Source organism: Lysinibacillus sp. CD3-6 (assembly GCF_006351725.2).
GTDB lineage: Bacteria > Bacillota > Bacilli > Bacillales_A > Planococcaceae > Lysinibacillus.
The window spans coordinates 3664497-3680865 of the sequence record NZ_CP085880.1; the positions used below are offsets into that span (position 1 = coordinate 3664497).

The window sequence follows — 16369 nt, forward strand, 5'->3', positions numbered from 1 at the left end:
TTATTTTTTGCGACCCCATTTTCTTTTTGGCTTGTCCGTCTGAACTTCCTCAAAACTATATACGTCCTCAGGCATTATTTCTGGTGCCTGCTCAATTACTTTACGCTTTTTCCATTTATCTGCAATGCCCATTGCGACATTACTCCATTGAACAACTTGTGCGATTTTTTCTTCATTCTGTTCAACGCTTTTTGAAATAGATGACGTAATTTGCTGCACTGAGGCATTTAAACCATTTACAGAGTCGCCCATTCCTTTTACTGCATGAACAACAGTATTTAATTGCTCAGATTTTTGTTGAATATCTTCCGCTAGGCTATTTGTTTTAATTAACAAAGAAGTCGTTTCACGTGTAATCCCTTCCATTTGTTTTTCAATGCCTGCTAATGTTCCAGATAAACTGTTAAGTATTGACTTGAGTGAAAATAACGTCATACCGACGCTCACACATAAGAATAAAAAACCGATCGCTGCTATTATTGCTGCAATATACAAAATGACTTCCATAAAATAGACCTCCTGCTAGTAATAATTTCTCTCTGTATACTATTACTTACCTTATCTTCGACAAATAAAACTTAAATCCTTCTCATATTTGAGAAAAAACAGCTTATTCCTTGCGGATTAAGCTGTTTCGTTGCTTTTAAGTACATCTTCAAAGGCATCTTGGAACTTGTGAACATCGCCAGCACCCATAAATAAGAATACTGCGTCTTTATGCTTTGTTAACACGTCGATACCTTCTGTAGTAATTACAGCGCTCCCGTCAATAAGTGAAGCTAAATCCTGAATGGAAAGTGCACCTTGTGTTTCCCTTGCAGAACCAAATATATCACATAAGTATGCTGTATCAGCCAAACTAAGGCTGTCTGCAAAGTCCTGTAAAAACGCTTGTGTACGCGTGAATGTATGCGGCTGGAATATCGCTACTAATTCACGTTCAGGATATTTTTGTCTAGCCGATTGAATCGTTGCACGGATTTCTGTTGGATGGTGTGCATAATCATCGATTAAAACATGATCCCCAATATTCGATTCTGTAAAACGTCTTTTTACACCTTTATACGTGTTTAAACGTTCTTGAATAATTTCAGATGAAATACCTTCATATTGGCAAAGTGTAATAACAGCTAGTGTATTTAACACTGCATGGTCGCCAAATAATGGGATAAAGAAAGTACTATAAAATTCATTACGCACAAAAACATCAAATGTTGTGCCTTCTGTTGTTTTTTCAACATTACGTGCCTCAAAGTCATTTTCAGCGCCAAAACCGTAATAAACAACAGGTACTTTTGCTTGAATACGTTGTAGATGTTCATCATCGCCACATGCGATAATCGCCTTTTTCACTTGTAATGCAAGTGATTGGAAGGCTGCATACACATCTTCAATATTCGCAAAGTAATCTGGATGGTCGAAATCAATATTTGTCATCACTGCATAATCAGGATTATATGCTAAAAAGTGTCGACGATATTCACACGCTTCCATCACGAAGAAGTTAGCATTTTCATGGCCTGCACCTGTACCATCACCGATTAAATAGGAAGTTGGCTTATAGCCGCCTACAACATGTGCCATTAAGCCCGTTGTAGATGTTTTACCATGTGCGCCAGTAATAGCAATCGATGTGTAATTGCCAATATACTCACCAAGAAATTTGTGATAACGAATAATTTCTACACCAATTTCTCGTGCTCGCACTAATTCAGGATGGTCATCAGGAAAAGCATTCCCTGCAATTACTGTCATACCTTCTTTAATATTATCCGCATTAAAAGTGAAAATTGGAATATTTCGTTCACGCAACGGCTGTTCCGTAAAGAAATATTTATCAATATCTGAGCCCTGTACTTGTTCACCAGCATCAAATAAGATTTGTGCAAGCGAACTCATGCCAGAACCTTTAATGCCTGTGAAATGAAAAACTGTCATTAATTAAACCCCCCGGGAAATACAAAATCCCATCTATCATCTATTAGGTGTATCGTATTTTGCACTAGGTATTAATACCTTTACACGTACAGAAAAATACGTACTATGTTAAAACATCTTGTCTATTATAGCACTATTTATGCACAAGGATAAATGTGCAACTTTTCTAAAAAAACTAATTTTGACGAAAGTCAGATAATCTTTACGAAAACACTGCAATTCTTATTCAAACATAGCAATTAAATCTTGTTCAGTAATATAGCTTTCACGTGGTTTACTGCCTCTTGCCTCCGACACAAAACCATGAGATTCTAACATATCAATTAATCGTGCAGCACGATTATAGCCGATATGATACTTACGTTGAATAAGAGATGTAGAGGCCCCACCTTGCTCATAAACAAAACGGCAAACATCCTCAAACAGATCATCTTGCTCTGCCGATACTTCAGATTTCTTTAAAAGTTCCTCTTGGTCGAATATATAATCTGGTTCGCCTTGCTCACGAACATGCTCGATAATTGATTCGATTTCATCATCAGTAACAAATGTCCCTTGCAAACGTACTGGTGCAGACATGCCATTACCTAAATATAGCATATCGCCTCGTCCCAATAATCGCTCTGCTCCTTGCCCATCTAATATTGTACGTGAATCGATTTGTGAAGATACCGCAAAGGCAATTCGTGTAGGGATATTGGATTTAATAAGACCTGTAATAACATCTACAGAAGGTCTTTGTGTTGCAACAATTAAATGTATACCACAAGCACGTGCCTTTTGAGCAATACGACAAATCGCTTCCTCGACATCAGCAGGCGACATCATCATTAAGTCTGCTAACTCATCAATGACAATTAAAATATACGGCAATTTTAAACTATGCTCTTTATTTTTATCTGCTAAAGCATTATAACGTGTAATGTCACGTGCACCTGCATGAGCAAATAACTGATAACGTCGCTCCATTTCCTCAACTGCCCATTTTAACGCTGCTGTTGCAGCCTTTACATCCGTAATGACTGGACTGACTAAATGAGGAATATGATTGAACGGAGCAAGTTCTACCATTTTTGGATCAATTAGCATCAGTTTTAATTCATGTGGTGCCGCTTTATACAATAGACTAACTAAAATAGAATTAATACAAACAGACTTACCTGATCCGGTCGCCCCGGCAATTAAGCCATGCGGCATTTTACGTAAATCAATCGTGACAGGCTTCCCTGTTAAGTCCAGACCTAGTGCCGCTTCTAATGGTGAATCGGAATCGAGGAATGAAGCACTATTTGTCACTTCTGATAAACGAACAGCACGAGATACTCGGTTAGGAATTTCTATTCCGATAGAGCTTTTTCCTGGAATCGGCGCCTGAATTCGAATATCCTTTGCAGCTAAAGCAAGTTTCAAATCATCAGCTAAGTTACGAATTTTACTTACCTTCGTACCATGACTTACTGTAATTTCAAATTGTGTTACCGCTGGACCTTGCATAATCGATTCAATTTGCGCTGACACTTGGAAATAAGATAGTGCTTCCACTAGTGTGTCCCCTTGTTGCTCCATCCACTCTGTATCTTGTGTTTTTTCCTCAGGCGGCTCTAAAAATTCATCCGTCGGTTTTTGATAAACATGAACAGGCTTTTGAGGTATAACTTCATTTTCTTTCGCTTCAACATCCGAAATTACCAATGCATCAGTCTGATTTCCCTCTACCATTTCAGCTTTTTCAATGCTTTGAATAGCAATTGTTGTTTCTGTAAGTTCGGCATTTGGTAAATCATTATTTGTTAACACTGGCGCTGTCGTTTCTTCGATTACCTCAGCATCCATTACTGTATTTTCTGCTTGTGATAAAGCATTTTCTTCAATCATTATTGCTGGCTTGCTTTCAATCGCTCCAGCTTCAATACTTGTAATTTCTTGTGAAGGTACTTTATTTTCTTCAAACAGTATTGGTGCTAAATCTTCTTCCAATGGCTCAACTTTAATATCTGTAGTTTCTGTTTGAAGTAAAACATTTTCTTCAAACGTTGTTGCTGCAATTTCTTCAATCGCCTCAGCTTCAACCGCTATATTTTCTTTTGTTGGCAAAGGTGTCATCGTTGCTACAGGTGACATCGTAATAACAGAAATACTTTCCGTCTCAGTCTCTTTCGATGATGGCTCTTGCATTGATTGCTCTACTTCTACAATAGGAGAAGGTGTTTGTTTGTCTTCTGACAACGCTACAGCTCCATAATTATCGCGAGTAAACGCACTCTCATTTAGCTTTTCTTCTGTAGAAGTTTTGGATATCGCTTTTAGTTGCTGTGAAATTCGCCATTTCTCTTTATCTGTTTTTAACATTAAAACATTAAATGGAATACGGCTCTTTTCTTGCTTTACAGCTGAATCCTCTACTATTTCTTGTTGGTCCTCTTCATTCGTTGGCTGAACCACTGTCACTTCCCCAATGTGAATTGTAGAATTCTCAATTTGTAATTGCTCAACAACTACTTCTTTGACATGAATTTCTGACTGATCAGCAGAAAGCTGCTCGACAGCTAGTTCTTGCTGTACCGCATCTTTAATTTGCTCTTCAAAATTCATCGTAATGGATGTCGTTTGGGGTACAGGTAACTCTAAATGATCGTCATCTGTTATTAGATTTTGTTGATCTGCCGCAACTTCCTCGAATGTAATCGGTTGCTTCGATGGCGCTTCCATACATACTTCATCCGCCGATTGGCTATGCTCAGCTACATCTTCAAATGTAATCAGCTGCTTTGAAGGTTCTTCTGTATTCGCTTCAGTCGCTGATTGGCTGTGCTCCGTTGCTTCAACTTCCTCAAGTGCAGTTGTTTGGTTCGTTGGCACTTCAATTGAACGTGGTATTTCAAGCAATTCACGAACATCGATGGAGGCTTTGATAGGCTCTTTTTCTTCTAGTATATTTTCAATAAGCTCATTTGTTGTCGCTTCTTTTGCAAACTTAGCCACGGAAGGTGTTTCAGCCTCTTTCTCTTCCTTCCGTTTATTCAATAACTGCTCAATCGGGCTTGGTTTTGCAAAGCCATAAACTGGTGAAGGGACATCCGTTGGCACAAAGCGCTTTCGATTCTGAGCTAAAATGTCTTCCGTTTTGCTTTCCTGTTTTACAATTGGCTCCTTATGAACAGGTTTAGCCTCAACTTGTGCATCGCGGAAAATCATACTTGCCTTCGTTGGATATTCTTGCTGTTTAGGCTGACTGCGTGTTGTCGTCGTTCGGCCAGTTCTCTTCGAACGATTTTCTAATAATTCACGGATACCAGAAACCTCTATATCGTAAACACGCGAATCTGCCATTTTATGATTTAAATGTTTGGGCAACGTTAAATCTTCAATATATCCATAAGAGTCATCCATTTGATCAAACACGTCTTTTGATTGGGATGCTTGAAGCTTATCTTCTTCATCATCAATTAAAGGGAATCGGAAAGCTTTTTGTTTTGTAGCGGATGTTTCATTCAAATGCTCATTTAACGGCTGTTGGTGCTCTGGTTGTTCCTCGTACTCTTCATAATATTCATCATATTCATATTCATCTCTATTTAAAATTTTATCAATTTTCTTTTTAAACCAATTCACGTTGTTTCACTCATTTCTCTTACACTTCATTTATAGCATTGTTTTAGTTTTCAATAATCGACTATTAAAACTAAGTTCAATGTCCACATCAAAAAGCATACCATAAAAATGATATAGAAACTCGTATTTATAGGCCCGAGCTAGACAAAAAATCGTTATACCACCAGCTATTGGTAGTCTAACGATTCTTTTACAACTTATATAATTAACGAGATGGTGTCTCAAATGCGCTGCCTATTACAGCATCCTCAGGTAAAACTAAAATACCTTTCTCAGATGGTGCATTCGGAATCGCTAATTCACGCGCTGAGCATAACATACCAAATGAGTCTACCCCACGTAAATTTCCTTCTTTAATAAGCATTCCAGAAGGCATTACAGCGCCAATTTTAGCAACAACAACTTTTTGACCAGCATCAACATTCGGTGCACCACATACAATTTGAAGCGTTTGTTCACCTACATTTACAGTACAAATACTTAATTTATCGGCATTTGGATGCTTTTCTTTTGTTTCAACGTAGCCAACAACGAATTTTGGTGTAAAATCTACATCAAGGCTAATTGCAGCGCCATTGCTTTTAATAGCAGCTTCAAGCTGTGCTACAAACTCTGGTGTAAGCTCGATATTGCCTCGTGCCTCAACTTGAACATACTTGCTTGCATTAAATAAGTTAAATGCTTTTATTTCTCCTGTTTGTGCTTCTTTTAAAATGGCGATATCTCCAGCACGCTCTACCTCTGTTTTCACAATCGCCTCAGTAGCCAATTGTACTAATAATACATCTCCCACATGCTCTTTGTTGTAAAATACATTCATTATTTTTCTTGCTCCTTTTTTACTCTGTTTTTTGCTAATATAAAGATTGGTTCAAGCTCCCCATCTTCATAAATAAATGATAATGACGTAATCGGTACTGTCCCGACAGCAAAGAAATGCATCGTCATCTGTGCTAATACATCATACCCTGTTTCATTACGAATATCACCTAGTATTAATACATCCTGATGAGGTACAGATACCGTCATATCACCTTCCATTTTTGCTCGCATTTCTTTTAAAAAGTTTTCGTTTAAAATCCGACTTGCATCATAGCCGTCATTTGCATTCACAAAATAAAAGACATTTCCTGCTACTTCATCTTGTTTATAGACGGTTGGTAGCTGTTTGACAGAAAATCGTGCCATTTCTCGAATTTGTTCTTCTGTCAATTTTAGTGTGTCTAACATCGATTCATCAATAAAGCGATATGTTTTTCCTAAATCAAGCGCATAGAAAATACGTGTTTCAGCAGTATGCTCTGTCGTGATAAACGCATGTCCTTCTTTAGAAGCTTTCGGATAGGATGTTGCACGAATTACGGGAAAAATTTTCCCAGATTCTTTGAAGCCTCGCTCCTGTTCCTGCTCCATCGCTAAAAAAGTTTGCTCAATCGTATAGACAACTTCTTCAATTGCAGCCTCTTGCTTTTCATTATATTTTGCTAAAATACCTGGTAAAGAGAGCTCCATCCCTTTGCCTATTTTTTTATGATTCAAGCGTAATTTATCTTGCTTTTTATCAAATTGAAAATCAAATTTTTGCTCACTTAACTGCTTTTTTAATAGGGACACAAGTTGCTCTGATTTTATTTTTTTCAATTAGCTCACGTCCTTTCTTCATAATGAAACGGCTCACATAATTTTGTGAACCGCGCTGGTCAAAACTATGCAATTATTTAATCTTAACCGAATGAACGATTTTCGTCATCTCATGAAGATTATTTTCAATATTTTTTGCTAGAGAAATGGTTGTCATTTTCACGCCACCACAGCTTACGATTAACTCAAATTCATCTTTGTTATCTGTTTTAGAGACAGCAGCAAAACCGAAAATACCATCCTTTTCATAGGTAGTTTCATCGATAATTTTCTTCGAACTATCTTCTTGTAGTAAATTATAATAGAGTTTACTATTGGCTTTTTCGCGATCATTGATAAAAAGAATATACGAGTCCATTCCTTTTGATATTAAAATATTATAAGCATCTGAACTATCATCAATTTTGTATTTTGACGGTAAAAACAATTGTATATGACCAATTTTGTCGGTATATGCTTCTGGCTCTTCTTCAAAAACCGTTTCCGTTATTTGAAGTCCACTAGCAATTTGTTCATCATCCGATTGATTACATCCAGAAAGCCCCAATAGTAAAAGCAGTAATCCTAGTGCTTGTAGCCATACACGAGACATTTCTATCTTCCTTTCATTGCTAACTTTTTTCTATTTTAAAAAAATTCTAGATAAGTTGCAACATCACTGCTCCATTCTCACTAGTTCAAAGACACTATTTTTGCGCTATTGTGAACAAATATTGTCCAATAAGCAGCGCGACAATATGCTCAAACATCGTCTGACGAGTTACAATTCCTTGCGTAAAAATACCCACAGCCCCAGTACCTTGACGAATATCTAATCGCTGAGTGTATTGTTCCATTACAGGCCCAAGCTCCTTGCCCGCTCTTATTTCCTGGGCAATTTCCTCTGGCAAAATAATTTGTGCGCCTGCTGCTGTAAATGTCGTACCATCTGCTAATGTAAGAGCTCCCCAGTTACAGACGTACATATCACCATCTATTTCCGTCACGCCACCCTCTAGTCCAAAAGAAAGCATAGCACCAGTAGCAATCGATGTATTCTTTGCACGATTAATCGCGCCAAGTCTTGTTTCTTCAGTAGTTATTGGTTGTTCTGAAACTTGTGAAGGTGCTTTAAAATATGTAAAATTTACTTTTTCAAAATATTGATTAACTATTGCTTGAACTGATTGGATTTTCGCTTTATTCGTTGTCCCAATAGCAATTTCCATTATAATCCCTCTTTCTTTGCATAGAAAAAGATGCCCTAATAGGCACCTTCTGTTTTACTTATACATTAGCGCGAATCGTCTCTAATGTCGAACGATCAGCTTTTTTCACTAATTCTACAATTAATGCTTTAGCTGCAGCATAGTCATCAATATGAATAATCGATGCTGATGTATGGATATAACGTGAGCAAACACCAATTACAGCACTTGGTATACCGTCATTAGATGTATGTACACGGCCAGCATCTGTGCCACCTTGAGATACAAAATACTGATAAGGAATATGATTAGATTCTGCCGTATCTAACACAAATTCACGCATACCACGATGTGTTACCATTGTACGGTCAAGTATTCGTAATAATGTCCCTTTACCTAGTTGACCAAATTGATTTTTATCTCCAGACATATCATTAGCTGGTGATGCATCTAAAGCAAAAAATAAATCAGGCTTAATCATATTAGCTGAAACTTGAGCACCACGAAGGCCAACCTCTTCCATAACATTTGCGCCTGAATATAAATGAGAAGCTAATTTTTCATCTTTTACTTCTTTCATTAATTCAATCGCCAGTCCACAGCCATAACGGTTATCCCATGCTTTTGCCATAATTTTTTTCGGATTTGCCATCGGCGTAAATGAACATACTGGGATAATTGACTGTCCTGGACGAACACCAAGAGCAATTGCATCCTCTTTATTGTCTGCCCCAACATCAATTAGCATATTTTTAATTTCCATTGGTTTTGCTCGTTCTGCATCTGTTAGTAAATGCGGTGGAATAGATGAGATAACACCTGGAATTGCACCATTTTTCGTGTACACTTCCACACGCTGTGCTAACATAACTTGGTTCCACCAGCCACCTAGTGTTTGAAAACGAATTAATCCATTATCAGTAATCGACGTTACCATGAATGCTACTTCGTCCATGTGACCTGCTACTAGGATTTTAGGGGCATCTGATACAGCACTATGCTTTACACCAAAAATACCACCTAAATGATCTTGAATTACCTCATCTGAGTACTTCTGTAGCTCAGAACGCATAAATGCACGCACTGCATGCTCATTGCCCGGAGCCCCAGGTAATTCAGTTAATGTTTTAAATAATTGTAATGTTTCCTCATTCATGATGACTCTCTCCCCACGAAGTAGAATTTTCTTCCTTGCTTATTGTATCATAATTATTTCAGAAGTCGAAATATTGATACATTTCTTGAAAGTCCTTTATAATGAACGTGCTTTCCTTCTTTGTGCTATGCTAAAATAGAGCTATAGGAAAAGGAGGAAATTACCCATGAAATTACGTGATTTTTTAATTGGTGTTGCAACAGGCCTCGCCGCGGCAGTCATTATTAAAGAAGCTAGTGAAAAAGTTTCTCCGTATGTACCCGCAGGACAAGTACTTGAAAACATAAAAAAGGAATTTAAAAAGGATTCGCCAATAGACGGTTCTTGGATTTTTATGAAAACTGACAATTTCACAAATGGATTTATGACTATTCCTGTTTATCGTGGTGGTATTTCACGCATGCACGAGGGTGAAATGCAAACATTCGAGTTTGCTGCAGATGCACGCTCTGGCGTAGTCGTAGAATTGACGGAAGTTTAAACAAAACATCATAGAATAGCATGTGGACATAACAATGTCTCACATGCTTTTTTTATTTTCAAAAATTTAAATGTAGGGACTTGCTTACACGCGCTTCGCGGAATTATACCCTTGCTCCGCGGAATCGCACTCTCGCTCCGTGCACACACTCTCGCTTCGCGGAATTATACCCCCGCTCCGCGGAATCACACCCTCGCTTCGCAGAACCACACTCTCGCTTCGCGGAATTATACCCTCGCTTCGCGGAATTCACTCCTCGCTCCGCGGAATCACGCACGCGCTTCGCGGAATCACGCCCTTGCTCCGCGGAATCCACTCCTTGCTTCGCGGAATTACGCTCTCGCTTCGCGGAATCACACTCTCGCTCCGCGGAATCACACCCTTGCTTCGCGGAATCCTACCCTTGCTTCGCGGAATCACACCCTCGCTCCGCGGAATTCACTCCTTGCTCCGCGGAATCACACTCTCGCTTCGCGGAATCACACCCTTGCTCCGCGGAATTACGCTCTCGCTTCGCGCACACACTCTTGCTCCGCGGAATCACACCCTTGCTCCGCGGAATTATACCCTTGCTCCGCGGAATCACACCCTTGCTCCGCGGAATTCGCTCCTTGCTCCGCGGAATCACACTCTCGCTTCGCGGAATCACACCCTTGCTCCGCGGAATTACGCTCTCGCTTCGCGCACACACTCTCGCTTCGCGGAATTATACCCTCGCTCCGCGGAATCACGCCCTTGCTTCGCTGAATCACACACTTACTCCGCGGAATTCACTCATTGCTCCGCGGAATTCGCTCCTTGCTCCGCGGAATTCACTCATTGCTCCGCGGAATCACACTCTCGCTTCGCGGAATCACACCCTTGCTTTGCGGACACACCCTTGCTTCGCGGAATCACACCCTCACTCCGCGGAATCACACTCTCGCTCCGCGGAATCACACCCTCACTCCGCGGAATCACACCCTCGCTCCGCGGAATTACGCTCCCGCACTCTGCAAAAAGCGCCCGCGCATAGTAGAAATCACTAGCAGTCGTCGTTTTTCGAGTTTTTTCCTAAACTAAAAGGAGGTATATGTGTTATACCTCCTTTTAATCAATCTTATTCTTCTAGACCTTTATTATTGAAATACTTTTTATATTTTCGATAATAATTTAAATTATTTAGTGTAAGCTTTACCCAACGCTTTGCATTCATGTCCTTATTGAAGTAAAGAGAATTTGTATACTTCCCTTCACGAATCAATTTTTGCGCTTCAAGCTTTAGCTTTTCGTTAGAAGCGTATTTAAATAACACGCCTTTCGGAATAATCATCCATAAATGCTTGTCTTCTACATACGTTAACTGTTGCTCGATATTTAACATATGGTCGTCCGCAACATATTTCATTAAATTATGTCCGCTTGCCGTTACATAATAGCTTGAGCGTCCGTTACGTAAATTTATTTCGAATAATTTATATTGTTTGTCGCGAATGTCGTATTTCATATCGAAATTAGCAAAGCCAGTATAACCGATATCCTCTAAAAAGTGGCGTACTTGATCCATAAGCTCTTTATCGTATGTCGTAACGATGGCTGCATAGCTTCCGATACCTTCTGGTGAATGCTCTTCTAAAATCGGGTTACCTAAACACATTAGCTTTACTTTGCCGTCTTTTCCTACATACACATTTAACACGCGCATATACGAATCATCACCAGGGATGAATTCTTGAATAATCATTGTATCTTGGTAAGTAGAACTATAAATAGCTTTTAAAATTGCACTTTTTTCAGCTTCATCGTGTGCAACGAACACCTTTTTCTTGCCTGGGAATTTACATGCCCAATATTCTACTGAATTCGATGCTTTTATAATGATTGGGTAGTTAAATGGTGGCGTGAAATTTTCATAGTTTTTCGCTGTTACCGTTGTTGTACCTGGATATCTAAAGTCGTACTTCTCACACATTTTATAGAAATTTTCTTTTAATAAAATTTCATCCATTAATGATTCATCAATATATGGTACTGTAAAATGCTCCTGTAATGCAGGTTTGTTTTTAATGATGAGCTTTGCATAATCATCGCCACAAGCAAGTAGCAGTAATTTTTTATCAGCATATTGCTTTGCAATTTGAGCAAGTGCTGGTGCAAATACGTCCTGTTCATTTAAACGATCAATTTCTTTAAATTCTAAAATATGGCTATCTTGTGTTGCTGTTAAATGTGAACGTCCTAATACAAGTGGCTTAATGCCATATGCCTCATAAAATGCTCGTGCCATGCCGTATGCATTCATATCTGATCCTAATAATACTGGTAAAAATGGTTGCTCCGTTACCATAATTTATTTCAACTCTCTTTTGTGTTTTAGTATAGCTTTTAGTGTATCATATTTTCCAAAATGTTCACGAAAAAAAAGCCCCCAAACGGAGACTTTTCCATTATTCATAATGCACCTTATAGTCTTCCGATGTAATCCATTTCAGTTTCATCGAGAAGATTCGTAGTAAGACAACATTTAATAGAATAGGCAGGGCGATAAATAACGTTATCGCTATTGTTAGTGTATAAGGTGTCCAACCTACTAAGCTTAAATACTTCAATGGTCCAACAAAGCCACCTAGACCGAAACCAGCACTGTATGGTGTACCTACAATTTCAAAGAGTCCTGCTAAGGCGCCTAATATTCCCGCAGTAATAATCATCGGAAAAGCTATTTTTGGCTTCATGAAAAAATTACGCATTTGAATTTTTGCAGATGCTACATGGGCAATGGCAGTACCAATATTGTTCGCCTTATAACTTGCAATACACATCCCTACACCAGATGCACAAACACCGAGATTGGCTGCACCAGCACCGATGCCTGATAACATAATTACTGTAGCTACACCTATAGTAGAAATTGGTGAAATAATTAATATTGAGAAAATCATAGCAATGAGTGAGCCCATTACTACTGGCTGTAACGTCGTTAAATGTTCAATAATAAGTCCAACATATCCTGAACCTGTACGCACATATGGTAAAATGGCGTTGCCGATTAAACCAGGTACAAACATAGCAAGTGCAGGCATTAATAATAGTGTAAAGTCCTTCAGCTTATTACCTAAAAATTGCACAAATAACACAGCTAAAGCAGTCGTAATCCCAATATTAATAACAACACCAATACCAGCAATTGTAATGCCTGTATCTGGATCAATAGTATATACACCACTACCAACAAATGCAGCTAGTCCAACGCTACATGTTTGGACAGGTGTTAATTTAAAGCAAATTCCTGTCATGACGCCAATAATAACAGGTAGTAGACTCATTGCTAATACAGATGTATTTAAAATAATTTCTAGCTGGGGCACATAAGGAATTATTAGTTTTAATATCTCACCTACTAATGCATTGGGAATTAAACAAACAACAATTCCCATACTCATCCCAGTTAGTACATTATTGATAAAATTTTTCATTGTATTTCATTTCCCTTCTGTCAATCTAACGCTCTTTGATGTTATCTTAGTATATTAATATTAGATTAATCAGTCAATATGTAATATTCAGAATATTACATGTTAAAATTGGTAAATAGCATATTATATCACCACTCAGAAAGTAGTCGTTTCCAAATAGCTGAATATTACAAAAAAATATTTCGAAATATTAAAAATACATATTTCCGTTCCAGAGCTCTACACTCCATTTTTGAATGTCTAAAAATAAAAAAGACTATAGGCTCTTTAAGCTAGCCTATAGTCTAAAGTGTGGTCTGTAAAAGCAATCACACATGAAATCCATATATTATTTATTAAATGTAATAACAGCTTGTCTGCTGCGTTCTAATTTATCAACAATTTCCTTGCCTGTTTCATCCCATTTAATCATACGGTAATATGCATCATGGTAGAAAATAAAACTGTAGCCATTTGCTAAAGCTTCCTTCATAAGACGTTCTTTGGCAAAAACACTCGTCATTGGATAATCATCATATGCTAACACCCATAATGGATTTTGATGCGCATGAGTTGGCATAATATCTGCCATATGCAACATTACTTCGCCATTTTGCGTTAATTTAATAATAGCATGTCCATCGCTATGTCCACCTGTATGAATCATTTCAATTCCAGAAGCAACCTCTAACGACCCTTCATATGTTTCTACTAAATGTTGAACAGGCTCCCAATTTTCTTTCCAATACGTATTTTTAGAGCGAATATTTGGCTCACGCATTTCATCCCATTCAATTTTTGTTACATAAATTTTAGCATTAGGGAATGTAGGGACTAAAACTTCACCTTCCCATCGTGTAAGACCACCCGCATGATCAAAATGTAAATGCGTCATTAAAATTGCATCAATATCAGCCGTTGTTAAGCCAAGCTCTTGCAAACTATCAGCTAGAGTTGATTCTTCTGTTACTCCATAGTTTCGCAATTGCTTTTCATTTAATTTGTTAAAACCAACACCCGTATCAACAAGATAGTTTTTCCCATCATATTGAATTAAGATAGGCTCTGTAGGTAATTCGATTTGATTGTTTTCGTTTACTGGATATTTGCGTGACCAAAGTGGTTTTGGTACTACGCCAAACATTGCACCGCCATCAAGGCAAGTGACACCCCCGTTTAGCCATGATAATGACATATTATGAAACTGTAACTGATCCATCCATACTCCCCCTACTGTTTGCTATTTTTTAATAAATTGCGATTCTAAACGATAAATCGGCTGTCCTTTAGCAGAAAACTTTTGCTCATATTCTGTCATAATATTATCTTCTGGCATATTTGCATGTAGGTCGAGTGATACATACTTTAATAACATACCGTATTCAGACATACTAATTAAGGAATACTCAAAAAGACTACGGTTATCCGTCTTAAAATGGATTTCCCCATTATCCACTAGAATCGACTCATATAATTTCAAAAAACCCTCGTGCGTTAAACGACGCTTTGCATGGCGTATTTTTGGCCAAGGATCTGAGAAATTCAAATACACACGATCTACATCATTTTTTTCAAAAAATTTATTTAAATCTGCGCCATTTACTTTTAATAAACGTAAATTCGCTGGAGATTTAGCTTCTAAAATGTTTTCTAATGCGCAAACAATTACGCTATCATAAAGCTCAATACCGATATAATTAATATGTGGATTTTGCAAGGCCATTCCAGTCACAAATTGACCTTTCCCAGTTCCTACTTCAATGTGTAGTGGGTGATCATTGCCGAAAACAGCTTGCCAGTTTCCTTTAAAGTCTTCAGGATTTGGAATAATCACCTCTGGATGATTTGTAATCATTTCCTCTGCCCAAGGCTTATTTCTTAATCTCAATTTTCTTCCTCATTTCTTAATAGTGAAATTATTGATTTTTTATTAGTATAACGTAAAAACGTCACATTCGCATGATATTATTGCGAAATGACGTTTTTTGACTTTTCCAATGTTATACATTTCCATGCTTGTTGTTGCACTGTACATCGCACGACTACATCCTGCCCAATCGCTCCGATATAATTTCCATCAGTATGACAATCAACGCTATTTGCATGCACAACAATATCAAATTGCTCGCTTTGTAAAAAAGATATTTCTTGAAACTTTGTATGCTTTTCAAAAAAAACAGTGGCAAAAATTAATAGTAATTTCACTCTAGAAATATTGTGGACAATAGTTAATTCAACTTTGCCATCATTTGCTTTAGACATAGGTGAAATTTTCATGCCACCGCCAAAATACGGTTGATTGCTTGTAGCGACAAACCAGACATTTTGAAAATGAATCGTTTGATTTTGCGTCTGAACTGTTACATCGAAACAACTAAAGTGAAATAACCCTCTAACTACTGCAGCGGCATAGGAAAGCTTACCAAGTCCTATTTTATTGAAATAGTATTTAAGACGGGACTTATTTATGTGCCTTGTGACATAGGCATCAAAGCCGATTCCCGCATTATTAACAAATACTTCGTGTTGCATTGCTCCTAGCTGCAGCTTTCCGATATCCATCATACTGGCAGACAATTCCGACCTGACATACAGTTCAATCTGTTTCGCATTTTTAAATGTTGGATAATAACGGGCAAAATCATTACCAGAGCCTGCACTGACCACGGCAATAACGACTAATTGATTATGTACAATGCCACTAACAACTTCATGAACGGTGCCATCTCCGCCAACTACTATGATTAACTTTTTTGTTTGGTCTTTTTGCGCCCATTGCTCAGCAATTTCTTGACCGTGCCCTTCGTATTGTGTAAGAGCTACTTGATAATCAATGGATAATTGCTGCTGCAATCTATTCCAAACAATTTTACCCTTCCCATTCCCAGCACACTCATTAACAATAAATAATACATGCATC

General features: G+C 38.0%; 14 protein-coding genes. 1 reads left to right on the forward strand and 13 read right to left on the reverse strand.

The window, feature by feature from the left end; genetic code table 11:
* The 8 genes from FH508_RS18195 to FH508_RS18230 all read right to left on the reverse strand — a co-directional run bounded on the left by FH508_RS18195 (position 1) and on the right by FH508_RS18230 (position 9534).
* Positions 1–507, reverse strand: coding sequence for a DUF948 domain-containing protein (locus FH508_RS18195; RefSeq protein WP_173477570.1), 507 nt, complete (start codon positions 505–507; stop codon positions 1–3).
* 117 nt (positions 508–624) lie between these two features.
* Positions 625–1938, reverse strand: coding sequence for a UDP-N-acetylmuramate--L-alanine ligase (murC, locus tag FH508_RS18200; protein WP_173477571.1), 1314 nt, complete (start codon positions 1936–1938; stop codon positions 625–627).
* Positions 1939–2160: 222 nt separating this feature from the next.
* Complete coding sequence (locus tag FH508_RS18205) at positions 2161–5550, reverse strand: DNA translocase FtsK (protein ID WP_173477572.1); 3390 nt, start codon at positions 5548–5550, stop codon at positions 2161–2163.
* A 205-nt stretch (positions 5551–5755) separates the two neighbouring features.
* Positions 5756–6370 (reverse strand): YtpR family tRNA-binding protein, encoded by a 615-nt coding sequence (gene ytpR, locus FH508_RS18210; RefSeq protein ID WP_173477573.1) that lies wholly within the window; start codon positions 6368–6370, stop codon positions 5756–5758.
* On the reverse strand, positions 6370–7191 hold the full coding sequence (locus FH508_RS18215; RefSeq protein ID WP_173477574.1) for a DUF1444 domain-containing protein: 822 nt from the start codon (positions 7189–7191) through the stop codon (positions 6370–6372). The genes ytpR and FH508_RS18215 overlap by 1 nt, the downstream gene beginning before the upstream one ends.
* A gap of 73 nt (positions 7192–7264) precedes the next feature.
* Complete coding sequence (locus FH508_RS18220; protein WP_173477575.1) at positions 7265–7783, reverse strand: hypothetical protein; 519 nt, start codon at positions 7781–7783, stop codon at positions 7265–7267.
* 94 nt (positions 7784–7877) lie between these two features.
* Entirely contained in the window at positions 7878–8399 is a 522-nt protein-coding gene (locus FH508_RS18225; RefSeq protein WP_173477576.1) for a DUF84 family protein, read from the reverse strand.
* A 58-nt stretch (positions 8400–8457) separates the two neighbouring features.
* Entirely contained in the window at positions 8458–9534 is a 1077-nt protein-coding gene (locus FH508_RS18230) for a M42 family metallopeptidase (protein WP_173477577.1), read from the reverse strand.
* Positions 9535–9700: 166 nt separating this feature from the next.
* On the opposite strand from FH508_RS18230, the gene FH508_RS18235 reads away from it, so the two are divergent.
* Positions 9701–10015, forward strand: coding sequence for a hypothetical protein (locus FH508_RS18235; protein ID WP_173477578.1), 315 nt, complete (start codon positions 9701–9703; stop codon positions 10013–10015).
* 1099 nt (positions 10016–11114) lie between these two features.
* Here FH508_RS18235 and FH508_RS18240 read toward each other — a convergent pair.
* The 5 genes from FH508_RS18240 to FH508_RS18260 all read right to left on the reverse strand — a co-directional run bounded on the left by FH508_RS18240 (position 11115) and on the right by FH508_RS18260 (position 16368).
* Entirely contained in the window at positions 11115–12341 is a 1227-nt protein-coding gene (locus FH508_RS18240; RefSeq protein WP_173477579.1) for a carboxylate--amine ligase, read from the reverse strand.
* 100 nt (positions 12342–12441) lie between these two features.
* The gene (locus tag FH508_RS18245; RefSeq protein ID WP_139860161.1) at positions 12442–13470 is read right to left on the reverse strand and encodes a PTS sugar transporter subunit IIC; all 1029 of its coding nucleotides are present in this window, start codon (positions 13468–13470) and stop codon (positions 12442–12444) included.
* A 328-nt stretch (positions 13471–13798) separates the two neighbouring features.
* Entirely contained in the window at positions 13799–14668 is an 870-nt protein-coding gene (locus FH508_RS18250) for a YtnP family quorum-quenching lactonase (protein ID WP_139860163.1), read from the reverse strand.
* A 21-nt stretch (positions 14669–14689) separates the two neighbouring features.
* On the reverse strand, positions 14690–15337 hold the full coding sequence (trmB, locus tag FH508_RS18255; RefSeq protein WP_173477580.1) for a tRNA (guanosine(46)-N7)-methyltransferase TrmB: 648 nt from the start codon (positions 15335–15337) through the stop codon (positions 14690–14692).
* A gap of 77 nt (positions 15338–15414) precedes the next feature.
* On the reverse strand, positions 15415–16368 hold the full coding sequence (locus FH508_RS18260) for a diacylglycerol/lipid kinase family protein (RefSeq protein ID WP_173477581.1): 954 nt from the start codon (positions 16366–16368) through the stop codon (positions 15415–15417).
* Position 16369 lies beyond the last annotated feature (1 nt).

Excerpts from the sequence above, each read along its gene's own strand:
- FH508_RS18195 (WP_173477570.1), bottom strand. The coding sequence starts at position 507 with ATGGAAGTCATTTTGTATATTGCAGCAATAATAGCAGCGATCGGTTTT.
- murC (WP_173477571.1), bottom strand. The coding sequence starts at position 1,938 with ATGACAGTTTTTCATTTCACAGGCATTAAAGGTTCTGGCATGAGTTCG.
- ytpR (WP_173477573.1), bottom strand. The coding sequence starts at position 6,370 with ATGAATGTATTTTACAACAAAGAGCATGTGGGAGATGTATTATTAGTA.
- FH508_RS18220 (WP_173477575.1), bottom strand. The coding sequence starts at position 7,783 with ATGTCTCGTGTATGGCTACAAGCACTAGGATTACTGCTTTTACTATTG.
- FH508_RS18225 (WP_173477576.1), bottom strand. The coding sequence starts at position 8,399 with ATGGAAATTGCTATTGGGACAACGAATAAAGCGAAAATCCAATCAGTT.
- FH508_RS18230 (WP_173477577.1), bottom strand. The coding sequence starts at position 9,534 with ATGAATGAGGAAACATTACAATTATTTAAAACATTAACTGAATTACCT.
- FH508_RS18235 (WP_173477578.1), top strand. The coding sequence starts at position 9,701 with ATGAAATTACGTGATTTTTTAATTGGTGTTGCAACAGGCCTCGCCGCG.
- FH508_RS18240 (WP_173477579.1), bottom strand. The coding sequence starts at position 12,341 with ATGGTAACGGAGCAACCATTTTTACCAGTATTATTAGGATCAGATATG.
- FH508_RS18245 (WP_139860161.1), bottom strand. The coding sequence starts at position 13,470 with ATGAAAAATTTTATCAATAATGTACTAACTGGGATGAGTATGGGAATT.
- FH508_RS18250 (WP_139860163.1), bottom strand. The coding sequence starts at position 14,668 with ATGGATCAGTTACAGTTTCATAATATGTCATTATCATGGCTAAACGGG.
- FH508_RS18260 (WP_173477581.1), bottom strand. The coding sequence starts at position 16,368 with ATGCATGTATTATTTATTGTTAATGAGTGTGCTGGGAATGGGAAGGGT.